Annotated in this window: 17 protein-coding genes and 1 pseudogene; 12 read left to right on the forward strand and 6 right to left on the reverse strand. The window is 54.4% G+C overall.

Features of this window, described 5'->3' with window-relative positions:
- Nucleotides 1-104: 104 nt before the first annotated feature.
- Genes PV433_RS14665 through PV433_RS14680 form a run of 4 tightly spaced genes read right to left on the reverse strand, consistent with a single transcriptional unit; the run spans nt 105 to nt 4,355 of the window.
- Nucleotides 105-1,223 carry a GerAB/ArcD/ProY family transporter gene (locus PV433_RS14665; protein ID WP_332072831.1) on the reverse strand — a complete coding sequence of 373 codons (1,119 nt, stop codon included), beginning with the start codon at nt 1,221-1,223 and terminating at the stop codon, nt 105-107.
- Nucleotides 1,224-1,274: 51 nt separating this feature from the next.
- Nucleotides 1,275-1,505: a hypothetical protein gene (locus tag PV433_RS14670; RefSeq protein WP_332072832.1), complete on the reverse strand. Its 231-nt coding sequence runs from the start codon at nt 1,503-1,505 to the stop codon at nt 1,275-1,277.
- Entirely contained in the window at nt 1,502-2,716 is a 1,215-nt protein-coding gene (locus PV433_RS14675) for a Ger(x)C family spore germination protein (RefSeq protein ID WP_332072833.1), read from the reverse strand. Before PV433_RS14675 ends, PV433_RS14670 begins: the two co-directional genes overlap by 4 nt.
- Before the next feature lie 34 nt (nt 2,717-2,750).
- Nucleotides 2,751-4,355 carry a spore germination protein gene (locus PV433_RS14680; RefSeq protein ID WP_442951527.1) on the reverse strand — a complete coding sequence of 535 codons (1,605 nt, stop codon included), beginning with the start codon at nt 4,353-4,355 and terminating at the stop codon, nt 2,751-2,753.
- Between the two features lie 253 nt (nt 4,356-4,608).
- Here PV433_RS14680 and PV433_RS14685 point away from each other — a divergent pair, with 253 nt between their 5' ends.
- On the forward strand, nt 4,609-5,667 hold the full coding sequence (locus PV433_RS14685) for a 2,3-butanediol dehydrogenase (protein WP_332072834.1): 1,059 nt from the start codon (nt 4,609-4,611) through the stop codon (nt 5,665-5,667).
- A gap of 459 nt (nt 5,668-6,126) precedes the next feature.
- Here the strand turns inward: PV433_RS14685 and PV433_RS14690 are convergent, their stop codons facing one another.
- Together PV433_RS14690 and yhbH are read right to left on the reverse strand one after the other, a co-directional pair.
- Nucleotides 6,127-7,572: a SpoVR family protein gene (locus tag PV433_RS14690; RefSeq protein WP_332072835.1), complete on the reverse strand. Its 1,446-nt coding sequence runs from the start codon at nt 7,570-7,572 to the stop codon at nt 6,127-6,129.
- Nucleotides 7,573-7,581: 9 nt separating this feature from the next.
- The gene (gene yhbH / locus PV433_RS14695) at nt 7,582-8,727 is read right to left on the reverse strand and encodes a sporulation protein YhbH (protein WP_332072836.1); all 1,146 of its coding nucleotides are present in this window, start codon (nt 8,725-8,727) and stop codon (nt 7,582-7,584) included.
- Between the two features lie 917 nt (nt 8,728-9,644).
- On the opposite strand from yhbH, the gene PV433_RS14700 reads away from it, so the two are divergent.
- The 11 genes and pseudogenes from PV433_RS14700 to PV433_RS14755 form a co-directional block, all read left to right on the forward strand.
- Nucleotides 9,645-9,803, forward strand: a complete 159-nt coding sequence (locus PV433_RS14700) for a hypothetical protein (protein ID WP_332072837.1) — start codon at nt 9,645-9,647, stop codon at nt 9,801-9,803.
- A gap of 43 nt (nt 9,804-9,846) precedes the next feature.
- The gene (locus PV433_RS14705; protein WP_332072838.1) at nt 9,847-10,416 is read left to right on the forward strand and encodes a Uma2 family endonuclease; all 570 of its coding nucleotides are present in this window, start codon (nt 9,847-9,849) and stop codon (nt 10,414-10,416) included.
- A 252-nt stretch (nt 10,417-10,668) separates the two neighbouring features.
- Nucleotides 10,669-11,721 (forward strand): Wadjet anti-phage system protein JetD domain-containing protein, encoded by a 1,053-nt coding sequence (locus PV433_RS14715; protein ID WP_332072839.1) that lies wholly within the window; start codon nt 10,669-10,671, stop codon nt 11,719-11,721.
- Nucleotides 11,709-13,235: a replicative DNA helicase gene (locus PV433_RS14720; RefSeq protein WP_332072840.1), complete on the forward strand. Its 1,527-nt coding sequence runs from the start codon at nt 11,709-11,711 to the stop codon at nt 13,233-13,235. Before PV433_RS14715 ends, PV433_RS14720 begins: the two co-directional genes overlap by 13 nt.
- Entirely contained in the window at nt 13,225-13,980 is a 756-nt protein-coding gene (locus PV433_RS14725; RefSeq protein ID WP_332072841.1) for a DUF6063 family protein, read from the forward strand. The genes PV433_RS14720 and PV433_RS14725 overlap by 11 nt, the downstream gene beginning before the upstream one ends.
- The gene (locus tag PV433_RS14730; protein WP_332072842.1) at nt 13,964-18,394 is read left to right on the forward strand and encodes a chromosome segregation ATPase; all 4,431 of its coding nucleotides are present in this window, start codon (nt 13,964-13,966) and stop codon (nt 18,392-18,394) included. The genes PV433_RS14725 and PV433_RS14730 overlap by 17 nt, the downstream gene beginning before the upstream one ends.
- 352 nt (nt 18,395-18,746) lie before the next feature.
- On the forward strand, nt 18,747-19,847 hold the full coding sequence (locus PV433_RS14735; protein WP_332072843.1) for an LCP family protein: 1,101 nt from the start codon (nt 18,747-18,749) through the stop codon (nt 19,845-19,847).
- Nucleotides 19,848-20,457: 610 nt separating this feature from the next.
- Complete coding sequence (locus PV433_RS14740) at nt 20,458-21,432, forward strand: BMP family lipoprotein (protein WP_332072844.1); 975 nt, start codon at nt 20,458-20,460, stop codon at nt 21,430-21,432.
- Between the two features lie 42 nt (nt 21,433-21,474).
- The gene (locus PV433_RS14745; protein WP_332072845.1) at nt 21,475-23,115 is read left to right on the forward strand and encodes a methyl-accepting chemotaxis protein; all 1,641 of its coding nucleotides are present in this window, start codon (nt 21,475-21,477) and stop codon (nt 23,113-23,115) included.
- A gap of 112 nt (nt 23,116-23,227) precedes the next feature.
- Complete coding sequence (locus PV433_RS14750; RefSeq protein ID WP_223837223.1) at nt 23,228-23,488, forward strand: hypothetical protein; 261 nt, start codon at nt 23,228-23,230, stop codon at nt 23,486-23,488.
- 140 nt (nt 23,489-23,628) lie between these two features.
- Nucleotides 23,629-23,733, forward strand: a pseudogene (locus tag PV433_RS14755) (DUF4956 domain-containing protein); the annotation flags it as partial.
- Nucleotides 23,734-23,993: the final 260 nt, after the last annotated feature.

Raw genomic sequence — 23,993 nt, forward strand, 5'->3', positions numbered from 1 at the left:
ACGGAACGGGGAGAAACGAACAATCGATCGTTTTGATCGGGCCCCCTGGTAACGCGCGCCTTGTCCGGCTTTTCTTCAGGCCGCCCCACTACCGGGCTTCCGCTTCATCTTGCCTGGGCTCCGCCGGGTCCGCTGTTTTCGGCTTTTCGCAGCGCTTGGGCGCCTATAACCAATAACGGAAACACAATCGCGTACAAAAAATCGAGATACGGCCAGTAACGGACGATCAACGTCTGGAAATGGACGATATTCGGGGCGATAGCGATGGACAGGGACACGAGCAGCATGCCCCCGGGCAGCAGAATCGGCTTGTAGCCGTTCAGCTTGAACGTTTGTGCGATCCCCAGATGAAGCGCATAGACGTATATCGTAATTTTAAAATACGCGCTGATAAACCACATGATCGCCATAATCGCTTCCAGCCTCTCCAGAAACAAGCCAACGCTTATTTTCTTGGCAAGCGTATACGTGGGATACAGCTGGCTGCCGGATACATAATGTCCGAGAACACAGATGCATAACGAGACGACCATGATCAGCACCAACCCTCCAAGCACGGCGCCGACGATCAGGCTTTTGCCTGCCTTCTCGCGGTTGGTCACGTAGGGGGCGATCATGAGCAGAATCACAAGCTCCGTGTAAGGAAACGCGGCAGCTGTGAGAGCTCCGCGCAGCACAGGCTTGACTCCTTCCCCCAAAACCGGCTGAATGTTCCTGAAGTCGATTTGCGGGAATAGAAAAAGAACGAATGTGGTAAACAGCAGCAGAAACCAGGGAAACAATATTTCCGCCGTACGTGCGATCGGCTCAAGGCCCTGTGCGGCGCCGAACAAAATGACGGCTATAAACAGCAGATGAATCGCTTGAATCGGCGTCTCCGGCAAAATATGCGTGATCATAAAATCTCCGATTTCGCGGATTTGAACGGCCGAGCAGGTGAGCGGAAAGATGAGGAACAGAAGCCCTAACACTGTTCCAAACGTTCGGCCAAACCGTTCATGTACATATTCGATCAGGCTGAGTCCTTGAAAACGCCGGTTCGCGACCCCGAACAGCCAAAGGATCGGCAAGCTGAAAGCGAGGCCGGCCAGCGCCGATATCCACGCATCATGCTTCGCTTCGGATGCCGGAATAGCCGGCAGTACGAGAAGGGAGTCGCCCACGGTCATAAGCAGGACAAGCACGGTGAACTGCCGCAGGCTGATCGCGTTTTTGTTCGGCATACGCTCTCTCCCTTCTGTGCCAGCGTTATTCGGACTGCGGTCTGTCTGCGCTCACGATAATAATCGGGTTACAACCTCGCTGACCGGCTTGAATATAACAGTGATCCAGCCGACCGGGTTCGGAATCGGCATATGAAGCGCCTGCGCGACGCTTAATAAGGTTCCGGCCAACAGCAGAACGCAGACGGTCCACAGCTCTTTCCAAGACTGCTTGCGCCATAACGCCGGAGCTTCGAGCAAAGCGATCAGGACGGTGGAAGCGATGATGGAAGCAACAATCATCCGGGGTCCTCCTTCAGCTTGTTCAGAAACGAGTTGTTCGTCGTGCCGACGCGCCGTACTTTGGATATAACTTTCACGTGGATCTGCATGTTCGAGAAATGCCGGTCCCAATCCGGCTCCAGCTGTCTCCACACCTTCGGATCGGCGCGGTGAACGGCCTCGCCAAATCCGAAAATATCGACCTTCAGCTGTTTTTGGGCTTGTTGAAGAGCGGCCGCAATGAACGACTTGACCATTTGATTGGAGCGTCTCTCCAGGTCGAGAATCGATTCTTCCTTCGTCAAATCGATTTTGCACATCACTTCGCCGACATTGGTCTCCATTCTGACTACTACATCCGCGACCGGCTTTCCGTCTACGATACGGGCTTTCATTGACGAGACGGTCCGGATGACCTCCATCGCCGTTTTCCCGCCGCCCGGGCAGTTCACGAATCCGACCGTGCTTTTCACATTGCCGAGCATGTAATTGAGCCCTTTACTCTCATTTTCGTTCAGCCAGCCGACCAGTTTATCCTCCTTCAGCGCGGCCAGACCCGTGTACTTCAGATAGGCCGCCTGCTCGATCCGCTCCAGGTTCGCCGTTTGGTTGCCGATTTCTTTGTCGCCTGTTAATTGAATCGCGCTTAAAACCGGCTGCCGGCCTGTGCTTGCAAATGCGGTAACCAGCTTGTCGAGCGTCACCTTCGCCGTAGGGGCCCATACCTTCTCGGATATTTCCAAGGAATTGAACATTTTGACCGAAGGGATGGTGTCCAGCGGAGTCAGCGCCTTCAGCACATCTTCGGCCTTGCCGCCCTTGGCGACTACGATGAAGAAATCGGTTCTCAGCTCCTGATCCCTGGACACCAGGTCCAGCGCTTCTCCGATTCCTTTTCGGGCCAGCTTCTCTCCGATGACGAGTATGCGCAGGTGCGCCAAATATATTTTTCGCGGACTGGAGATCGTCATCTTGCGGATCGCTTCAAATACAGTGCTTCCGGTTTCGCTGTACAGAAGCACCGGCGAGCTCAGGCTGCTGCCCTTGCTCTTCGTAATTTCGCCGGGTTTGACGACCTGAGCCGAGACGCGGTATTCCCCGTTATCCGTCAAATCGATCCCGAGTCCGGCCGTAATCGCCAGATCGTTCAGTTCTTTGCGGTTCCAGCAGCCAGTCGTGACCGACAGCAGGACGACCGTCAACAATACGGCTATGACCGTAGCAGGCTTCATCCGCGGTACTCCTTTCCCGGCATCGGCCGCCGAGTTAATGCTGGGGCTTCGGCCTGGATTTCGGGGCAGGCGCCGGTTGCTGCCGGACGGCGTTTCTCGGGCGGATGGACCGGGGGCGTTTGCGCATCATCCAGAGCGGCAGCCGGAATATCGTATCTTTTTGTTCCTCCAGATGGAAGGGGGCGAACGGCGACATGTAAGGCACGCCGAACGAACGGAGGCTGCACAGATGAAGCACAAGCGCAAGCAGCCCGAAGATCGTGCCGAACAAACCGAATGTAGCGGCCAAAATCATCAGCGGAAAGCGCAGCATCCGAATTGAGATCGACATATTAACAGCCGGAAAGACGAAGCTCGAGATCGCTGTTATCGATACGACGATAACCATCGCTGCGGAGACGATGCCGGCTTCTACCGCCGCTTGCCCGATGACCAGCGTGCCTACGACCGAGACGGCCTGACCGATCGCCCGGGGCATTCTCAGTCCGGCCTCGCGCAAGATCTCGAACGTAATCTCCATCATCAGCGCTTCGATGAACGCCGGAAACGGGATACCCTCGCGCTGGGCGGCCAGACTGATCAGCAGTTGGGTCGGCAGCATCTCCTGATGAAACGTAGTAATCGCGATATAAAGCGACGGGGCGAGCAAAGCGGTAAAAAATCCGACATACCGGATCATCCGCAGCAAGGTGCTAATATCGGCACGCTGATAGTAATCCTCGGCGGAATGAAGAAACGAGACGAACAGGGCGGGGACGATCAGCACGAACGGAGTGCCGTCGACGAAGATGGCAACTTTGCCTTCCAGCAGCTCCGCGGCGATTACGTCAGGCCTTTCCGTATTGTAGATGGTCGGAAAAGGCGTAAACGTCTCGTCCTGAATCAGCTCCTCGATATATCCGCTCTCCAGAATGCCGTCGATATCGATCCGGTCCAGCCTTGCCCGAACCTCTTCCACGATCTGCCCGTTCACGATTCCGCGGATGTACATGACGGCGACCTCGGTTTGCGTCACAGTGCCGATCGTCCGGTTCTCCATCCATAAATTCCGGTCTTTGATCTTCCGGCGGACAAGCGCCGTGTTGATTCGCAAATTTTCCGTAAAGCCTTCCCGCGGCCCCCGCACGACCGATTCTACGGCCGGTTCGGAAACTTGCCGATGCTCGTGCTTGCTCAAATCGATGGCAAAGCCTTCGTCGTAGCCGTCCAGTAAAAAGATGACACTGCCGGACAATAAAGCGTTAAACAGCTTGTTGCAGTCAAGTAGCGGTTGAATTCCGCTTACGGTAAGCGCATGATCCTTCAAGTAGTGCAGCACGTTACGTCCCGTGCGAATCGCTTTCTCCAGCTCCGCCTTGTCCAGATCGGTCATAAGAGACTCGAGGATAAAGCTTTGTACCGAAGGCGCGTCCACAAGACCGTCCGTATATAAAATCGCGGCATTCAGCCGGGCGTTCGGTCCGACTGGAAATTCCCGGATGATCAGGTCGCCGCTATTTCCGAGAACTTGCCGGATATGCCGGAGATTCGGCTGGAGCCTCGGAAACAGACGGCTGGCGGGCATGGACGGCTCCGCTTGCTGGCGGGACGGGGAGTGCGATTTATGGAAGAGACGTTTGAGCTTGTGGAGCAAACGCATAAACCGGCTCTCCTCCTGCTAGTCCAAGTTAGGGGTTGGCATGATTGCCTTGCGCCGTTATTTTTATCCACACGGGCGGTTTTGATACGCGGCGGCGGCATCGGCCAAACAGCTTGATTTGCGGACGTTTTGCTGCAGGTGCCCATGTCCCGTTTGTTCGGCTTAGCTTTGTGAGAAAAATCACTTCCGTGCATACTAGTGCTGTAGTACCATGGTGTCCTAACCCAAACTGACAACCAGAGAGGTGTAATCCATGAAAGCAGCACTGTGGCAAAACGTTCGCAACATTCAAGTACAAGATATTCCGGTTCCCCAAGTACAAGCGGGACAAGTGAAAATCAAGGTGGCGTATTGCGGCATTTGCGGCTCCGACCTGCACGAATATTTGGCGGGACCGATCTTTATTCCGGTCGATCAGCCTCATCCGATCTCCAAAGACAAAGCGCCGGTCGTGATGGGCCACGAATTTGCAGGGGAAGTGGTCGAGGTGGGCGAAGGCGTCACGAATGTGAAGCCGGGTGACCGCGTATGCATCGAGCCGATCTATCATTGCGGGGAGTGCGCTTCTTGCAAAAGAGGTCATTATAACGTTTGCGAAAAGCTGGGTTTTGTCGGACTGTCGGGCGGCTACGGCGGCTTTGCGGAATATAGCGTCGTTCCGGCAAGCATGATTCACCGGATTCCCGACCATATGACATGGGAGCAGGCGGCGCTGGTCGAACCCGCGGCCGTAGCCGTGCATGCGGTGCGCGAAAGCGATCTGCGGATCGGCGGTACGGTAGCCGTATTCGGCACCGGTCCGATCGGTCTTCTGGTGATTCAGGCGGCGCGGGCGGCAGGCGCGAGCCAAATAATCGCCGTCGAAGTGTCTCCGGAGCGTCAGGAGTTTGCGCGCAAGGTAGGCGCGGACGTAATCGTCAACCCGAAGGAATGCGACACCGTCGAGACGATCCGTTCGCATACCGGCGGGCTGGGGGTTGACGTGGCGTACGAAGTTGCGGGGATCGAGCAGACGATCAACGCGGCTATTTTATCGACGCGCTCCGAGGGCAATATCGTCAACATCAGCATTTGGGAGAAGCCGGCCAGCATTCCGCTGAACGGTCTTATTCTGACGGAACGGAAGATGACGAGCATTATCGCGTATCGCAACATTTTCCCGCAAGTGATCCAACTGATCGCGAACGGACAAATTCAGGCGCTGGAGCTCGTTACGAAAAAAATCGCCATCGACGATATCGTAACCGAAGGATTCGAGGCGCTGACGAAAAACAAAAGCCAAATCAAAATTTTGGTGAATCCTCAGCCGTAAGGCGGATTTACTTGCGAAGAGCCCCGCTCTTTAAGGTGCGGGGCTTTTTTGTCTGGTCACCAACTTTGGATAGGTTATATAACTGAAAAATTTTGAAAATATCATCTGCCAAACAATTTATAAAGCGCATACGTCTCCCGGTCCGGACTGCATCCTTTCAAAATAAATTCCGTATACGGCTTGCCATATAATTCTCCGTTTGAACTAACGATGGACGAACACTCAGCTTCCATAATCGCATCGCCGCCAAATGAATCGCGTGAATAATCCACGATAAAATAACAGTAATAGTTAAAAGAACGCTTCGTTCAGTAACAGTTTAATAGGTTTTCTGAAAGTAATAAAGTAGTTTTAATTCCAAATAAACACAAAAATTACTGAATCCGCAGTCATCAGTGAAGACCCCAAAACAAAAAAAGCCCGCCCAGGCACAAAGCCCGAGCAGGCACCCTTCATCCCTCACATAAACTTCCGGTGCTGCTTCTTCCCGTCATACGTGAACAGCACGCTCTTATCTTCGATTATCGTCTCCAGGTGGACGGTTCGCCCCCACAGCTTCTGCACGTAAGGCAGCGTCTTCTCCAAATATTTGATGTCCAACTCGATGCCCTCGTACGAATGTTTCATATACAGCTCGCCGTTGTTCGTATGGTTGCCGTCAACCACATGCAGGACGGGGAAGCCGCCGTTGATCCGGGAGTAGACGAGCGTATCGCGCACCGATTCCCACGTTTTCTCAGTAATTTTCCACTCCGGTCCTTTTTTCTCGAACACGTACAGATCCAGCTCGTCGACCAGCTCTTTGGTCAAATAGTTGCGGACGAACGACGTGTCGGAGTCAAATTCGCGCACTTCGAATATTTTTTCGCGACCGCGTCCGGGCTTGTAGCCGTAACGATCCCGTGCTTCCTCGGAGGGGGATTCCCAGCGCTTCTCGATATCCTCGAATATTTTCAGTCCCAAATAATACGGGTTCAAGCTGTGCCGAGACGGCTGCACGACCCCGCTGTTCAGCTTGGCGTATTCGATCGTCTCCTCGCTCGTCAGATCGAGCTCCCGGACGATGCGCTGGTGCCAGTAAGACGCCCAGCCTTCGTTCATAATTTTGGTCTCCATCTGCGGCCAGAAGTACAACATCTCATCGCGCAGCATCGTCACGATATCCCGCTGCCAATCTTCCAGGATGGGGGAATGCTCCTCGAGGAAATAAAGCAGATCTTTTTCCGGCTTGGACGGAAATCTCTTGGGCTGCTCCTGGCGTTCGCGCTCCGCCTTCGCTTTCTCCTCGGGATCGTCGGTCAGTTCCCACAAATCCTCGTAGCCCGTCTTGCCTCGGGGCTGATGGGGCTTCAGCTTCGCTTTCGCTTCCGCATCGCGCCGCTCTTTGTCGCCATAGTACGGCTTGACGAGCGTCGGATCGACGTGCTCCTGGATCGCCAGTACCGAGTCGAGGAACGTCTCGACCGCTTCCGTCCCGTGAATCATCTCATATTCGCGAACCCGTTCGGCCGTCGCCGACATGCTCTCGACCATGTTGCGGTTCGTCTTCGAGAACCGGGCGTTATTTTTGAAAAAGTCGCAGTGGGCGAGGACGTGCGCTACGATCAGCTTGTTCTGGATCAAGGAGTTGCCGTCGAGCAGAAAGGCGTAACACGGATTCGAGTTGATGACGAGCTCGTAGATTTTACTAAGCCCGAAGTCGTACTGCATCTTCATTTTATTGAACGTTTTTCCAAAACTCCAGTGGCTAAAGCGGGTCGGCATGCCGTAGGCGCCAAACGTATAAATGATATCGGATGGGCATATTTCGTACCGCATTGGGTAAAAGTCGAGCCCGAATCCTTGCGCGATTTCAGTAATTTCGTCGATCGCCCGCTCCAGCTGTTTGATTTCGTCCGGATGCATCGCTTTCGCTCACCCCTCTTTGCCTTTCGTGAAAAACGTCTTCAGCGCCTTGTACACTTCGCCCTTCTCGCGAATGACGCAGTGCTGGAAGCGGGGATATTGAATGTGCCGGTACGCGGACATCAGCGTGCTGCTCCGGTTGTACTGGTTGACCTCCCCGTAGCCGAACATGTTGCTCCGCTCGAGCAGCTTCTCGATCAGCTTGACGCACCGCTCGTTGTCGCTCGTCAAATTGTCTCCGTCGGAGAAATGGAACGGGTAAATGTTATAGTGGGACGACGGATAGCGGCGGTCGATAATCTCAAGCGCTTTCTGATAAGCGGACGAGCAGATCGTCCCGCCGCTTTCGCCTTTGGTGAAAAACTCTTCCTCGCTGACTTCCTTCGCTTCGGTATGATGGGCGATAAAGACGATCTCGACCTTCTCGTATTTCGTCCGCAAAAACCGCGTCATCCAGAAAAAGAAGCTGCGCGCGATATATTTCTCGAAGCTGCCCATCGAGCCGGACGTGTCCATCATCGCGAGAATGAGTGCGTTCGAGTGAGGGACGACGACTTCGTCCCAGGTTTTAAACCGCAGGTCGTCGGGGGAGATGTGGTGGATGCCCGGCGAGCCGGAGCCTGCGTTGCGGCGCAAATTTTCTAGGATGGTCCGCTTTTTGTCGATGTTGGACATGATCCCCTTTTTGCGGATATCGTTAAATTGAATCTCCTGCGTCTGCAAATTGTCTTTTTGCTTCTGTTCCATGTAGGGCAGCTCCAGCTCCTCGAATAGCATCGACTGGAGTTCTTCCATGCTGATCTCCGCCTCGAAGTAGTCTTCGCCCGGCTGGTCGCCGGCCCCCTCGCCTTTCCCAGGATTCGCTGCGGACGGATCGACGCCGAGCACATCGCCGACCTGGCTGTCACCGTCGCCCTGTCCGACGTGCTTGCTCTTGTTGTAGTTATAGCGGAACCGATACTCGTCGAGACTGCGGATCGGCACTTTAATAATTTGCTTATTGTGCGAGGTGACGATATTTTCTTCGGTGACGAGGTCGGGCAAATTTTGCTTGATCGCTTCGCGTACTTTTTGCTGGTGGCGGGTTTGGTCCTGGTAGCCTTTGCGGTGGAGTGACCAGTCTTCCCGGGAAACGATAAACAGCGGATTGGTCATGTTGCGGCACCTCCTGTTGGGTTGTTTCGCTCCCGCGCTTCCTCGCGCATGGATGGAGTGCAGTACGGCGGCTTGCCTTTGGAAAAGATAGCTTGTTATCAATATATTCACGGACCGGGGGGATATGTGAATGGGACGAGGACTGTTTTTTCGGATTCGGGGACGGGGAAGAGAAAAGCGGACACGGCATGTTCGTCCTTCAAGCCGTCGACCTGCGGTACTCCGAACCGGAAAGAGGCCTTCTTGCGTAGGGGCTCTCAACGTGGAGAAGGCTTCAGAAGAACCTGTAGCTATTATAAAATCGTTGCTTCGTATAGGGGTAAAGACGGTAAACCCAAGCATCGTCTGATCAAAACCTTGGCGTGTTGTCGGAAGAAGATGCAGCTCGTATGAGCATGATTTCGCAAGCCCAACAAGATGCGGAGCTTATCGCAGCGAAAAGCTCCTACGGTGTAGTGGCAAGGCATTGGCTTATTTTGCTTTGAGCCAAAGTTGTAATTGTTGGGGAAAAAGGTTTTTTAGAGCTTTATGCCGAATCATTATCTTGATCTAAGGCTAACGGACTATGACTTTTCGAACATATGTTCCGTGACGGGATACAGACAAATGAATACAAACGATTTATTGTGTAAGAAGAGGATATTTTAATTTCTCTAACTCGTTCTGTCATAGCCGGAGCTTTTCGCGGGGAGTTAGGTACGAATGATCCAACCGAAGAAAGTATTGTGGCTCTATTTAATGATATGCTATTTAAAGATAACTAATTGTACCAACAAAACCGATAACGGATTATCCCAACGCTTCTCGATGTCCTCAAATATTGTAAATCCCTCTCGCTAAGAAATCCTAGCGGTATGTGTTATAATTTTGGTACACGCAGCCAGATTTTCACAAGTATATCGAAGGAGGTTGCGACATTGGATGATAAACCGAGCGTGTTAGGACGGATCATTTTTGTACTCGATTCTGACCCGGACTTTCATCAAATGATCGAACAATCCGAAGAGGATCTTAAGCAAGGCAAGATCTATACGACAGGTGAAATCATTGAACAGATTAAGCAAGGTAAGTTATAGATAAGCAGTAACAGTAAAAAAATCCGAAGGAGGCAGATCCACATTGTCCAATCCGGATGAGAAGCGGCAGCACACGTATCAAGATTGGTTGTCTTGGGATGGAGCATGGGAATTAATTAACGGCAAGGCATATACCATGTCACCGGCACCGACTGCTCTTCACCAGTTTGTTGTAGGAGAGTTACATTTTGCGCTGCGAACGCACTTCCAGAATAAGAGCTGTTTTGTGTTTGTCGCTCCGTTCGACGTATTCTTTAGCGAAAGCGATCGATACGATACGCCTGATCATGTGACACAACCGGATCTGTCGGTGGTGTGCTCCAAGAAACAGATCTCCAAGAACGGTTGTCAAGGCGCGCCAACTATGATTATCGAGGTATTGTCGCCTTCTACGGCGCTGAAAGACTTCAATGAGAAGTTCAATCTTTATCAGAAATATGGCGTTTTGGAATATTGGATCGTCGATCCCGGCAATCGCACGGTTCATGTATATGCACTGCAGGATGGCGCGTATCAGGTACGCGACTTATATATGGAGCAAGATAATGTGCGGTCGAACGTGTTCAAGGATTTTCAAATATCGCTGGGCAAGCTGTTTAACTTGGAAGCCTAATACGATAAAGCCGATTCCCGCGGGAATCGGTTTTTTTCTACTCCAAATAGTACACCTTAAGCGTCGGATCGACATGTACCTGAATCGCCGGGACCGAGTCGAGGAACGTCTCAACCGCCTCTGTCCCGTGAATCGTCTCATTTTCGCGAACCCGCTCCGCCTCGCCGACATACTCTCGACCATGTTGCGGGCTTCGTTTAGCAGTTTTCTGCTATAATAGACACATCCTTCTACTAACAGGAGCTTATGTTCATGGACCCCAAGACGCAGATCATGCGATATTTGCAAACCTTAAAGAAACAGCATGCTTCCCTTCCGGAACTGGAACAGTTGTTTGTGGGACAGCCCTGCACGTACGAGCAATTTTCGGGTGCGGTGCTGGAGCTCGAAGCCGCAGGGATGCTGCAGATGGTTCAACGCCAGGGGAGAACCGGCAAGCTGCCGTCTCTCGCCTATCAATATAAAGTACATAAAAGCCGGCTGAAGGAAGAGCTGCATCAAGAGATTCATCAAGCGAGACTGAAGCTGCACCCCTTAATCGGCCTGGATGCCTACTATGCGCTGGAGCTTGACGATTGGCAGCGGGACTGGCCGTATCTCGAACGGATCGACGGTTATCTGAGGCGGAACGCTTTGCCGGACACCGACGTCCCTGCGCCGGAGCGAAGCTTCGAGCTGGTCGGCGACGAGAAATGGATCACCGAGAAACGCGGGAAAGAGCTGCTCGCCCGGATCGGGTTATGGGAGCGGCTGCGGATTATTCCCGTGGAGGACCCTCTAATGATGGCGGTGAATCCCCGCTGTTTATGCTCGGCAAGTCCCGTTCACAGACACCTTATTGTTGAAAATAAAACGACGTACCAGGCGCTGCTGCAAGCTTTGCCGGACGTCCCGTTTACGACGCTGATTTTCGGCGGCGGCAAACGGATCGCCAAAAGCATCGAACTGCTTCCGCTGCAACTGCCGCTTGGCGACGTCGCTCACCGGTTTTACTATTTCGGCGATATCGATCCGGAAGGGATCACGATCTGGCATACGCTGAATGAACGCGTGCTGGCGAAGTTCGGCTGCCCGGCGGTTCCGGCGCTCCCTTTTTACCGGGCATGTCTGGATAAGAGCTTCGTGTACGGCAAAGACAATCAGCGGAGCAAAGAGGAGTCCATCCGGCGGTTCGGGGATTATTTCACGTCAGAGGAACAGGCAAGAATCGAAGCTCTGCTTGCGGAAGGCGGCTACTACCCCCAAGAAATCGTGCGGACGGAAGAGCTTGGCGCCATATGGAGGAACGCTTCATGGAATACGTAGAAATCGGTCAGATCGTATCCGGATTCAGGGAACGGATGGCCAAGCTGGCGTTGTTCGATCCGCTATACGAGCTGCAGCGGAAACGGCAGACGGACCGGCAAAACAAGCCGATCGACTTGATGGAGCTCGGCCTGCTGACGCTGCTGTTTTTCTTCGAGCAAAAGCTGATGCGCAACCACAAGGCCGGCGTCAAAGATTTGGCCCAGTTTTTGTGGAAAGTTACCGGTATCTTCATCGACCTGGACGAAGCGGGCTACGAGGACTTGGCGCGGCAGATCATCCAGACGTTCCGGCCGACGACCGGGAAGAAGCGGGACTTTGCCTTTATGAACTGGGAGAGCGGACAGCCGGACCGGATTTACATATCGATTTTGAAAGCCAACGCCTTCGATCTGAAGACCAATACGCAATACTACACGCTCGACGAAGACGGGCTCGAGCTTGTTTTTGCGACCAAGGAATTTTATTCGGAATTTCAGCTGTCGATCCATCAGCTGGTGCTGCGCAAGCAGCTGGAGAAGGGCGAGTTCGAAGGCGCGCTGCGGCAGATCAACGAAATGCGCATCGACGTAGAAGCGCTGCAGGAGCGGATGGTCAAGCTGGAGCACGAGCTGAAGCGAAACATCGTATCGGAAGAAACGTTCGGACGGTACAAGGAGCTGCTTGAGGATATTTATATGCGGCTGCAGATGGAAAACGAGGAGTTCGAGGAATTGCGGCAGTTCGTGAAGGAGACGAAGGACCGCGTGCACGCCGAGACGATCCGGCAGGCGGATCAGCGGCCTTACGAGCTGATTCTGCGCATCTCGGGCGAGCTGGAGAAAGTGCACGGGGATCATTCGATCCTGTTCCACCAAAGCATGGTGCTCAAATCCCACGCCTTAAGCGCCGCTCAAGAATCGCTGTATTACACGGGGCTTGATTCGTTTAATTTCGATCAGGACATCGGCTCCCTCCTCTTCAGTACGCCGCTGCCGCCGGAAGCGATGAAAGGGGTGCTTGCGCCGTTCCTTCCCGTGGAGGAGACGAAAACGTGGTCGCTGCTGACGGTATGGGCCGAACAAAATATAATGGAGGACGGCACCGGAGAGGAGCGGGACGACAAGTTTCTGGAGATCGGCGGCGACAGCGACGAGCTGCGGTACCAGACGGTTCAGCAGAAGCTGTACAAGCTGCTGATGGAGCAGCTGCTCCTGACGATGGAAGAGAGCGGGAGGGCCGAGCTGAAGCCCTTTATCGGCCGGTTGGAAACCTCCGAATATTCGAGGCTGCTCCGCGAACGGTCGTTTTACGACTTCTGGATTTATTTGCATCAGCGCAGTCCGCTCCGGGCGGACGACAGCGAGGGAGGGCAGGGCGAAACGCAAGGCGCATGGCTGGACGCCATGTACGCGCTCCTCGGAAATCGCTGTCTGATCGTTACGGAGCTGCCGGATTCGATTCGCGTCAACGAGAGGTTTACGATTCAGAATATGCAGATAGTATGGGGAGATACGGATCCAGATGGGGCTTGAGAACGAAACGGTAATGAAAGCATTTCGCCTGTATACGCTGCTGGCCCGCGACAGCACGGCGGGGAAAGAATGGCTGCAGCAATACATGTCGGACGATGCGGTGCGCGGCCTGGTCGATCAATTCGCCCGCGAGGTCGATTGCGCGGTGCTGATCGCCGGTGAACAGCTGTATATGATTCCGGAGACAAGGTTATCGCCTTTTCATATAAGCAATGAGACGCTTAAACGGACTTATTTGCGGGCGAATGCCGTTAACGCCGATTTGTATTTGATGTATGTCAGCATCATTGTGCTGATCGGCGCTTTTTACGACAGCTATCAGACGATGGAGCCGACCCGCAGCTTTCTGGGGCTTGACGAATGGACGGAGCTCGTGAATGAACGCATCACGCTGCTGAAGACGCATCCCGAGGCCGAGTTGAAGGAGATGGAAAAGGAATTTTCCTACAACTGGACGGCTTTGATCGAGAAATGGAGCGCGATGGACGACATTAAAGAAACGGCCTCCCGGCAAAGCGGCAATACGATCAGCCGGGTCAGCTTCATGGACACGGTGCGCAAATTTTTGATCGCTCAAGAGCTCGCCGCGGATATCGGCAATCAGGAAATCGCCTTGACCGAGAAAACGAAGGTTATCGTCCAGCGTTATTTTATGGAACTGGAGTACAACCGCGGTATTTTGGAATTTCTGTACCAATTCGGCGCGAACGAGGGGGAGGGGAGCACGCATGCCGGCGATCTCTAAAATCCGGTTTACGAATGTCGTCTATGAGGACGGCAACAAACGTTACAACGACGAGCTGTTTCATTTCGACGGCCATAACGGAGCGATTTTGCTGGAGAACGGCGGGGGCAAAACGGTGTTTATCCAGACGGCGATCCAGGCGGTGCTCCCGCATACCGACCTCGCCGGACGGAAGATGAAGGATACGTTAAGTCTAGAGAACGGCCCCGCCCATGTGGCGATCGAGTGGATTTTAAGCGACAGGCCGCGCCGGTATGCCGTCACGTGCGTCAGTTTGTTTTTGACGGCGACCGGGCTCGACTCGTACCGGTATGTGTACGATTATCCGACATTGGACCCCGATGCGATCGACCGGATTCCGTTCGTGAGGGAAAGCGCAGGCAAGATGAGGGCCGCGGATAAAGGCGAGATGTACGACTACTACCAGGGGATGGCGTCCAAACGAATGAATGCCAAGCTGCCGTCCACGATTAAGGAATACAAGCAGGTGCTGGAGAACGACTACCACATTATCGCCACGGAATGGGAGCGGATCGCCAAGATCAACGGCTCGGAGGGCGGCGTGGAAAGTTTCTTCGACGAATGCAAGACAACGACCCAGCTGTTCGACCGGCTGCTGATCCCGACGGTGGAAGACGCGATGGCGGGGTATGTCCAAGGCGAGTTTGCCGATACGTTCGAATCGCACCGGGACAGCTTCAAGCGGTACAAGGAACTGAAAGAAAAGATCGAGGAAAACCAGAAAATACTGGCCGAGCTGGACAGATACGTTCTCCTATTCGCCAAAATGGACGCCAGGCAGCAGGACTACGCGGCCGCTCAAGCGGAAGCGAAAGCTTACTGGACGCTCGCGGGCGAGCAGAAGGAGGAGGAAACGGCGAAGCTGTTCCAGCTGCGCGACCAGATGGCGGAGTGCGAGCGGCAGCTGCAGCTTCTGGAACGAAGACGGGCGTCGCTCCATATCGCCAAAAACAAGCAGGAGCAGGCCGCCCTGGAAACGAAGCTGAACTTGGCGGAAGCCGATATGGAGCGGATCGGGCAGCAGGTAAGAGCGGCTAAGCGTCACTATTATTCCTTGCGTCTGGCCGACTACAAGCAGCAATGGGAGCAAGCGGAAGAGCGGATAAATTATTTGCAGCGGGAGCTGGAGCAGCTCGGAAGCACGCGGGAGGAAGAAGAGCTCCGGGTGGCTTGGGAGAGCAACGGCGGGCAGATTCGCAGCTTGTATATAAGCCTGGAGCGGGAATGGCAGGCGGAGGAAGAGAAGCTCCGGCAGGAGCTGGCGGAAGGCCGCGACTGGATGAATCTGGAGGAGACTGTGCTGCAGGAGCTGTCCGGGCAGCTGGAAGAGTTGAACAGACGAATCATCGAGCACCGGTCGATTGTGGAGGCGCGCAACAAAGACCGGGACAGTCTGCGAAGCAGCGTGCTGGCCAACCCGGATGTGGAAAGTATGGAAGGCAGCATGAAGGGTTGGGCCGAGCGTTATCAGAAGCTGGACGACGGCAACGTGCTGCTCGTCCGGAAAAATAAAGAATTGGCGTCCGTCAAGGAGGAGAACGGCGAGGAGTTGATGCGGACCGGGGAAGCGCTCAAGCAAGCGTTCGGGGATCGCACCGGTGCCGAGCGGAATCTGGAAGTGTTCCGCAAGGAGCACCAGTCTCTGATTTCCAGACTGGGCCGGTACCGGTCTTCCTGGGAGAGGCTGACGTCCGTCTACGATAAGCTGAGCTCCATCGAGGAGCAGCTTGGCGAGGACCGGGAAAAGCTGCGGCTGGAGAAGGAAGCCTGTCTGCTCAAGGAACGCCTCGCTTTCCGTTATATCGATGACTATAGCGGCCAGAATACGTTTTTCGCGGACGTGTATGTGGCGGAGCTGGCGGCGAGATGGAGCAACCAGTTCACGTTGCTGGAGACCGGCATCCAGTATTTGCAGGGGATCGGCTTTACGCAGCGGGCTTCGGTCCATCCTCTCTGGTCGATCACCTTAATTACGACGGAGCAGGAAGTCCCTTTATTGGCCAGCAAGTTAAGACAGCATGCAGAGGATATGCAGTATCCGATCCAAGTCCTTTCTTCCCAGGAAGCATCGCGGCTCGTGAATACGGAAGCGCCGATCGCCGCTGCGGAGCAGGCCTGGATCGAACCGCTGCACTGGCGGGAGAACGCGGATGCGGATGCTTTCGCAGACTGGAAGACGGGCATCGCCCGGAAGGGCGAAGCGATTCTTAAGGTGCGGCAAGCGAAGGAGGAGGAGCTGCAGCGTGCTTCGGAGCTGCAAGCGGCGTTTCTGCGCTTCATCGAGACATATCCGCTTGAGGCCGTCCAAGAGATGGAGAGGCAGGTCGGGTTCACGCGCGAACGGGTCCGGGAACTGGAGAGCCGGGAAGAGGAGCTTCAGAAATCGATCCGGCAAACGGAGCAGACGATCGACCAGCACCAGAAGATGATGATCGACCAGCAGGCCGAGATGGTTCAGCTGCAGCAGTGGATCGAGAAGGGGCATAAATATGCCGAGCTGGGCAAAGAGATCGGCGCGCTGAATCTGGCTATCGACCAATATACGGAACAGGCCGAAGGGCTGCAAAGCAAAGTGACCGGCCGACAAAGCTCGATTCGGCATGTCAGACAGAAGATGGATTCCGCAAACGACCGATTGGGCTATTTGAAGATGGAACAAGCAAGCCTCCACAGTCAGGAGCTGTATAAAGAGGTTCTGGACTCGCAGCCGGTTCCCGCAGAGCAAAGCCTGGAGTGGCTGAAAAACGAACGAAAAGATCTGCACCTGAAGCTGCACCGCATCTCTCAAGGACGCCAGCAACTCGAGGCCGACCAGAACCATGCGAGAAGCAGCAAACTGTCTCTGGAGAAGGAGATGAGCAAGCTCCGGCTGGAACAGGCGGACCTGGAGCTGAACGAAGAGATCGCATTTATGGCGACGGGCGAGGAGCAGATGTCGGCGCTATTGAAGGAGCTGAGGGAGCAGGAAGCCCGTCTTGCGCGGGTGAAGAGCGAATGCAAGCGGAGCGAAGATTCCTATAAGGAGCAGGCGACCAAGGTTAAGCTGCTCGTCGAGCAGTATTCCGGCGCTTTTTCCGGTCAGCAGCCTGAAGCGTTCCATGAACCGCTGCATGAGGTCGAGGAGCATGTTCAGGGGGAAGAACGGCGATTGAAGGAGCAGCAGGAAGGCTTGCTGCGGCTCCAAGGGCACATTCAAGGGCAGCTTGGCAAGCTGGAAGACGTGATCCAGTTTCTGAATCAGTACAAAATTATTCACGGGTTTGAAAACCCGCTTATTCCGTCGGCTCTGCTGACGCAGGAGCGGAAAGCGGAATTTCCGTACGACCGGATGAAAATCGCCAAAGCCGCGCTGAACGTTTTGTCCGCTGCTATGGAAGCTCTGGAGAACGAAAATAAAGCGGTGAAAAAGGCGAGGGCCCACTTCATCGATTTTTGCCGCAAACATATTCAAGATGTGAAACTCCGGGAAATGGCCGAGCAGGGTGTCGAACAGAAGGACAGCTACGCGGAGATCGCCTTGTTCCAGCAGAAGATGCACAGCCGGATCGAACGCGTCAATCATGTGGCCGAAGAGACGATGAGCACCCATAATCAGCAATTGGAGCAATATATCGTTCACGTACACAGCCATCTCAGGCAAATCGCTTCCGAGCTGCGGGATATTCCGACCAAGACGAAGGTGAAGGTGGAGGATCAGTGGAAGCTGATATACTCGTTCCATATCCCCGAGTGGGAGGAGCTGGAGGCGAAGGAACGTCTGCGCAAACATCTGGAATGGATTTTGACGGAGCTGGAGAAGGGCCCGTACAGGGACGACAACGGGGTGGAGGTCAAGCCGGCGGTTCGCAAGGAGATTGAGAAATGGCTCGATACGAAGCAACTGCTGCAAATCGTCCTGCAGGAGAAGCCGATGAAAGTCACGTGCCGGAAAGTGACGAATGAGAACAACGTGACGAAGGCGTCCTTCTCCTGGGAGCAGTCGAATAATTGGTCCGGCGGCGAGAAATGGAGCAAAAATATGACCTTGTTCCTCGGGCTGCTTAACTATGTCGCCGAGAAGCGCCAGCATATCCAGGCGAATATGAAGAGGCACCGCACCGTCATTCTCGACAACCCGTTCGGCAAAGCTTCGAGCGACCATGTGCTCAGTCCCGTGTTTTTTATCGCCGAGCAGCTCGGCTTCCAGATCATCGCGCTGACGGCGCATGCCGAAGGCAAGTTTCTGAAAGACTATTTCCCGGTCGTCTTCAGCTGCAGGCTTCGGCAAGCCGCCGGCGGAGGCAAGCTGGTCATGACCAAGGAAAAAGAGATCAACCAGGCTTACTTCCGCGACCATGAGCCGTTTTCTCTGGAGAGACTGGGGGATGTCAAGCAGATGGAGCTGTTTATGTAACCTGGTTCATAACGAGGTCTGTTAATTTTCCGTTCCCGCAGCGGAGATTAAACGGACCTTTTTCTTTATATATGGCATTTCATCATCCGCTCCGCTCCGCTGCGCGCAATTCGAACGTGCCGTCGCATCAGAGTCGCATATTCTCCCGTACGGCCGTGGGATAGGAAGCGGCCTAAAAGCATAGGTATGAATAAGAGAAAGTCCGGAAACGTTCTTCCCGCCTGTGATTGTAACGCGGAAAGAAGAAGTTGCATGAGGAATGTTTGAATGATACAATTTGTATCTAACGAAATAACTGCCGCCAGTGCGGACTTTTCGCGGCTGCATCCTTAATAATAAGGCGGGATCGCATATGAAAAGGTGGCGTTTTCGGATCTATTCAGGCGGAATACTGATTGCGTTATTAGTAGTATGCGGGTTATATGTATACGAAACGTATCGTCCATCCAATCATTTTCATCCGTTTCATCTGCCTGTATTGGCGGTTCCTTCCTATTCTGACGAACCTGCCGTGCTTCCTCCTGCCGGTGTTGCCGCCGAATTAAGCGATAGGCTTACCGAGCGGCTGGAACCCGCTGATGAACCGGGAGAAGCAGTGGCAGCGAACCAGCCGGAACAGCCTGCGGCGAAGGACAGGCAGGAAGAGGTCACGGATCCGGGCAAGCCGAATCAAGCGGAGGAGTCTACCGGTTTCAATGTGCTTGTACTCGGTCTGGACAGCCGCGAGAAGGAAGCGTCCCGCTCGGATGCGCTTATGGTCGCCCATGTCGACCCGGATCAGAAGTCGGTTCATGTGTTGTCGATTCCAAGAGATACGCGCGTATACTTGCCCGGAGTCGGGTTAACGAAGGTGAACCATGCTTATTTTCTAGGCGCGGTCAAAGGGGGAAGCGAGAAGGCAACTGGGGCGGCGATCCAGGCCGTCAGCAATCTGCTGCGCATTCCGGTTCATTATTATGTCAAGACGGATCTGAAAGGTTTCGTCGAGCTGATCGATGCGATCGGCGGCATCGAGGTGGAGCTGTCGAAAGAGGTGCAGATTAACGCGTCACGGAAAGTGTTGCCGGCGGGAGCCGTGCAGATGGACGGAGAGACTGCGCTTGGCTTCGCCCGGGAGCGGTATTCGCTTGCCGATGGCGATTTCGGCCGTCAGGCCGGGCAGGTGGACGTCTTGAAGGCGGCGGTTAAGAAGATGCTGTCGCGCGAGCGGATCGCCAAGCTGCCGGAGCTGATCGGGAAGCTGCGCAAGGAAGCGGTCGAGACGAATATGACGGACGGCGATCTGCTGAGCCTGGCCTGGTTGTTTAAAGATACCGATCCGAAAAATATCCGGCGTTCGTCGGTACCCGGGCGCTCCGTGACGGAGGAAGACCCGCTGGTCGGTTCGAAGCTGTGGTATTGGGAGCCGGACCGGGCCGCGCTCGATTCGATCGTCAGCTCGTATATGCGGTAGCGTAGAGAGGAATCGGACACCGCTACTGAAAACTCTTCGCCGTGATTGCTTTTGAAAAAAAAGGGTTACGCTGTCTAGTCAGAAGATGTAAAGAGCCTTTTCTGGGTGGAAGAGCGACCCAGTTCTTCCCCACTTGGCAGGGAGGGAGAAGCCGAATAAAGGTGATTTGCGAGACTGTCGATTCATTGTGGACAACCTGTTTGAGCAGAAGAAGGTAATTTTTCACTTGGAACGGCCTGCTAACACTTCTACACAATGAATCGACAGCCTCATTTGCACGCTTTAATTTGTCCGAAACCGGCTTGGACGGGGAAATAAGTGCGATTTTACAGCTCCTAATACACGCGAAAAGAGCGCTGCCCCCACGTTTGTCCCCTCTCACATGCACACTGTACCGGGCTGCTCATTCAAAAACCGCCCGTTTGTTTTTCGTAATAATGGCAGTATCTAAAAGTTGGTTGGTGGGTAAAAAGACACTGGATAGAGGGTCTTTAGACTTATAAATGTTTAGACAAGAGATCTCGGCGAGTGCTATAATTTGGTACGAAAATACGAGTTTTATGCAACTGATGGATGTGCATCTGCGGTTAGGCAGGAGGGACGGGAGAAAGTGAAACGCGTACTAATAATCGTGCTGGGGGTTGTCATGCTGGCACTAGGGGGATGCTCAAGCCCTGGAGATACGAAAGAACGGGAAGTCCGGATCGGAATTATGCTTTCTGACGTCGGGCTTGGCGACCAATCGTTCAGCGATTCCGCTTTTCAAGGATTGATCAAAGCCCGGGACGGTCTGGGGGTCCGCTTCGATTATCGGGAAATATCGGAAACGCAGACGTACGAGATCGGGATCGAGGAGCTTGTCCGGGCGGGCAACGATCTGGTCGTCGGACTCGGCTTCATGTCGCAGGAAAGTCTCGAAAGCGTAGCCAAGCGGTATCCGGAGCAGAAGTTTCTGCTGATCGACAGCGTGTCCGAGCTCGGCAACGTCCATTCGCTTACGTTTAAGGAGGACGAGGGGAGTTTTCTGATTGGCGTACTGGCAGCGCTTAAGAGCAAATCCGGTCATGTCGGATTTATCGGGGGCGTCGATGCGCCCGTCATCCGTAACTTCTATAACGGATACGTTCAAGGCGTTCATGCGGTCAAGCCCGACGCGAAAATATCGATGGCGTTTGCCGAGGATTTCGGAAACCCCGATAAAGGAGCGGAGCTCGCCAGGCAGATGATCGCCCAAGGCGCGGACGTGCTCTACCCGGCCGCCGGCCTGACCGGAGTCGGAGCTTTGAAGGAAGCGCAGGCGAAAGGCGTGCTGGCCTTTGGCGTAGACAGCGATCAATTCGCCGTAGCGGAGAAAGCGGTAGTCAGCTCAATGCTGAAGCATATTGACGAAGGCATGTACCAGGTAGCGAAAATGTTGACCGATCAAGGGTCTCTGCCGGACCGGCAGTTGTCGCTCGGTCTAAAGGATAACGGAGTCGGCATCGCTCCGGTGAGGGTCGTAACGCTCTCCGAGCAGGAGTCGGCCAAGCTGGAGTCGCTCAAGCGAGATTTGATCGAGCAGAAGATTCAGATCGGTTCGAGATGAAACGCAAGGACGGATAAGGACGAATAAGGACGGAAGGTAGAGATGATGACACTAAGCCGAAAACTGATCTTAAACGCCATGCTCCCGCTACTGCTTGCGGTGTGCATGCTGCTCGTCGTTATTGTGCAGTCCAGGCAGCTTCAAGAGTCGAGCTCCGCAAGCGTCGATTCGCTGCTGAAAGCGGAACGGCTGGAAGGAGCGCTGCTGGCGTCACAGCTCGCTCTAAGCAACGCTTCCTATAATATGGGCGCTGGCAACGCCGCCGACGCCCTGGAGAAGGCGGCCGCGATCGCCGCGGAGATCGAAGGGTTGCAAACGAGGCTCGATTCGCCGGAGATGAAGGAACGATTGCAGCGGCTGGAGACCAAATATGAGGGTTTTATTGCGGACGTAAAAAAAGCGGTGGAGAAATCGGACGACACCGAGCTGAAGCGCCAATCGATACGTACGCTAGGCATGGCCAACGACGTCCATCTGCTGGGACGAGACATCGAATCTCTCTATGAAGCGAATCTGACACGGAATAAAACCGTGTTGAATGTGACAACGGCCGCAGCGGCCGTCATCTTTGCGCTGACCGGATGGATTACCTGGAGAATGACACGGAGGGTCGTATTGCCGATTCAGAGACTGACAGCCACGACAGCTGCGATCGCAGGGGGAGACTTGACCGTGTCGGTAGACGATGCCGGTACCCGGGATGAAGTCGGTCAATTAACCGGCTCCGTCCGTCATGTCGCGAACAACTTGCGGCAGCTTATCGAGGAAGTGATGAAGCTGTCTCAGCAGGTGGTCGCTTCCTCCGGGGAACTGAAAAGCAGCGTAGACCAGACCGGCAGCGCAAGCCGGCAAATTACGTCGAGCATCGAACAGGTGGCTGCCGGCGCCGAAGAGCAGGTCCGCATCGTGGAAGCGGCTTCGCTTGTGCTGGACGATATGACGGAGACGGTCGGACATATGAAGCAGCGGGCAAACGATGCAGATAGAGCGGCCGGGGGCGCTTCGGAGCGTGCGGTAGACGGCAGCGCGGCGATCGGCAAGGCGCGGGGGCAGATGCATTCGATCCGGGAGACGGTCAACGGACTGGACGAGTCGATCCGGCAGCTCGGCGAACTGTCCGGAGAGATCGGGCGGATCGTGGAAGCGATCTCGGCCATATCCGGCCAGACGAACCTGCTTGCGCTGAATGCGTCGATCGAAGCGGCAAGAGCAGGCGAGCAGGGGCGCGGCTTCGCCGTGGTGGCCGGCGAGGTGCGCAAGCTTGCCGAGCAGTCGGCCCAAGCGACCGGGGAGATTGCCGGATACATCGATCAGATCCGCGGCGGAATCGCGCAGGCCGTGAAGCAAATGGAAGCCGCCTCGAGAGAAGTGGCGCAAGGGATCGGCGTCGTCGATCAGGCCGGCCAATCGTTTGAGCAGATCGAGCTTGCGGTGACCGCTGCAGCCGGCGAGTTGCATCAAGTAGCGGTTCTGATTGCCCGTACGGCGGAAGGGGCCGGGCAGGTCGTCCGCTCCGTCGACAGCATCGCCGGGCTGGCCGGACAGTCGGCGCAAGGGACGCAGCATGTCTCGGCCGCTTCCGAGGAGCAGCTCGCTTCGACGGAAGAGGTGGCGGCCGCCTCCGATACGCTGCTGCAACTGGCGCAGAACTTGCGAGAGCATATCGGGAAGTTCAAGGTCTAATCGGATTTGACGGATTTTTGTCTATAATTTGAACAAAAAATGAAGAAATGATGAACATTTTGCGAAAACTATGTTACAATAGAGGTAACAATGATTTCGGCAAGGGGTGTTCATGATGACAACCAAAACGATGGCAATGGAGCAACAAACTGTGCAGGACGGCAATAAGCTGGCGTCCGTCATGACCGTAGCGGCTTGGATCGCTTTGACGATCGGTGTAATCACTTGTCTGGTAAATGTAACCGAATTCAGCGACCGTAACCTCGGACTGATGATTGGAGTCGGTTTCCTGATCGGCAGCGTCCAGATCTATATGATCGGAGCGGCGATTCGACTGTTCCACAGAGACAAGTCGAGCCGCGGCAGTATCTAAGATGCGCCGCCAATAAGTTTTCACTTGAATAGGAATGTTCCGAAGAAGGCCCCCGAGGGTCTTCTTTTTTTGCGTTTCAGATAAGGAAGCCGGATTCAGAAAACGTTCAGCAAGCATTCAACGTGGGTCAGCCTCGTCCTATCGTAACCGGTGCCGGATTTTATACGCTGGCAATTCTCGGTTCTATCGTCATCGGGTTGGTTTTGTTTATTTTTATCAAAAAATCTACGTTCGATACGCGGTACAACGTCAACCAATTATGTCGAAAGGGACCCGACCAAACCAGAATGCCAGCGAGCCCCTCCAAGCATGGATCCGCACGCGTTTGGAACACTCGTAATAACCGTCAGGGTGTCGATGATGCCTTGACGGTTCTTTCCTGTTTGGTGTGAACCCGCCAAGAAAGCGACACCGCCTCTTTGCCCCTTCCTAGAAATTGACCAAAAATCCCTGTTACACGAAAGAACCCGGCAGTGTCTCGATCCCATTTGAACCGCATATCCGA

The organism is Paenibacillus sp. GYB004 (assembly GCF_036577605.1).
GTDB classification, from domain to species: domain Bacteria; phylum Bacillota; class Bacilli; order Paenibacillales; family NBRC-103111; genus Paenibacillus_AB; species Paenibacillus_AB oceani.

Bases quoted from the DNA above. Each gene is read 5' to 3' on its own strand.
- yhbH (WP_332072836.1), bottom strand. From the start codon at position 8,727: ATGACCAATCCGCTGTTTATCGTTTCCCGGGAAGACTGGTCACTCCAC.
- PV433_RS14750 (WP_223837223.1), top strand. From the start codon at position 23,228: ATGATGACAACCAAAACGATGGCAATGGAGCAACAAACTGTGCAGGAC.
- PV433_RS14715 (WP_332072839.1), top strand. From the start codon at position 10,669: ATGGACCCCAAGACGCAGATCATGCGATATTTGCAAACCTTAAAGAAA.
- PV433_RS14725 (WP_332072841.1), top strand. From the start codon at position 13,225: ATGGGGCTTGAGAACGAAACGGTAATGAAAGCATTTCGCCTGTATACG.
- PV433_RS14665 (WP_332072831.1), bottom strand. From the start codon at position 1,223: ATGCCGAACAAAAACGCGATCAGCCTGCGGCAGTTCACCGTGCTTGTC.
- PV433_RS14730 (WP_332072842.1), top strand. From the start codon at position 13,964: ATGCCGGCGATCTCTAAAATCCGGTTTACGAATGTCGTCTATGAGGAC.
- PV433_RS14735 (WP_332072843.1), top strand. From the start codon at position 18,747: ATGAAAAGGTGGCGTTTTCGGATCTATTCAGGCGGAATACTGATTGCG.
- PV433_RS14720 (WP_332072840.1), top strand. From the start codon at position 11,709: ATGGAATACGTAGAAATCGGTCAGATCGTATCCGGATTCAGGGAACGG.
- PV433_RS14685 (WP_332072834.1), top strand. From the start codon at position 4,609: ATGAAAGCAGCACTGTGGCAAAACGTTCGCAACATTCAAGTACAAGAT.
- PV433_RS14690 (WP_332072835.1), bottom strand. From the start codon at position 7,572: ATGCATCCGGACGAAATCAAACAGCTGGAGCGGGCGATCGACGAAATT.
- PV433_RS14670 (WP_332072832.1), bottom strand. From the start codon at position 1,505: ATGATTGTTGCTTCCATCATCGCTTCCACCGTCCTGATCGCTTTGCTC.
- PV433_RS14675 (WP_332072833.1), bottom strand. From the start codon at position 2,716: ATGAAGCCTGCTACGGTCATAGCCGTATTGTTGACGGTCGTCCTGCTG.
- PV433_RS14680 (WP_442951527.1), bottom strand. From the start codon at position 4,355: ATGCGTTTGCTCCACAAGCTCAAACGTCTCTTCCATAAATCGCACTCC.
- PV433_RS14745 (WP_332072845.1), top strand. From the start codon at position 21,475: ATGATGACACTAAGCCGAAAACTGATCTTAAACGCCATGCTCCCGCTA.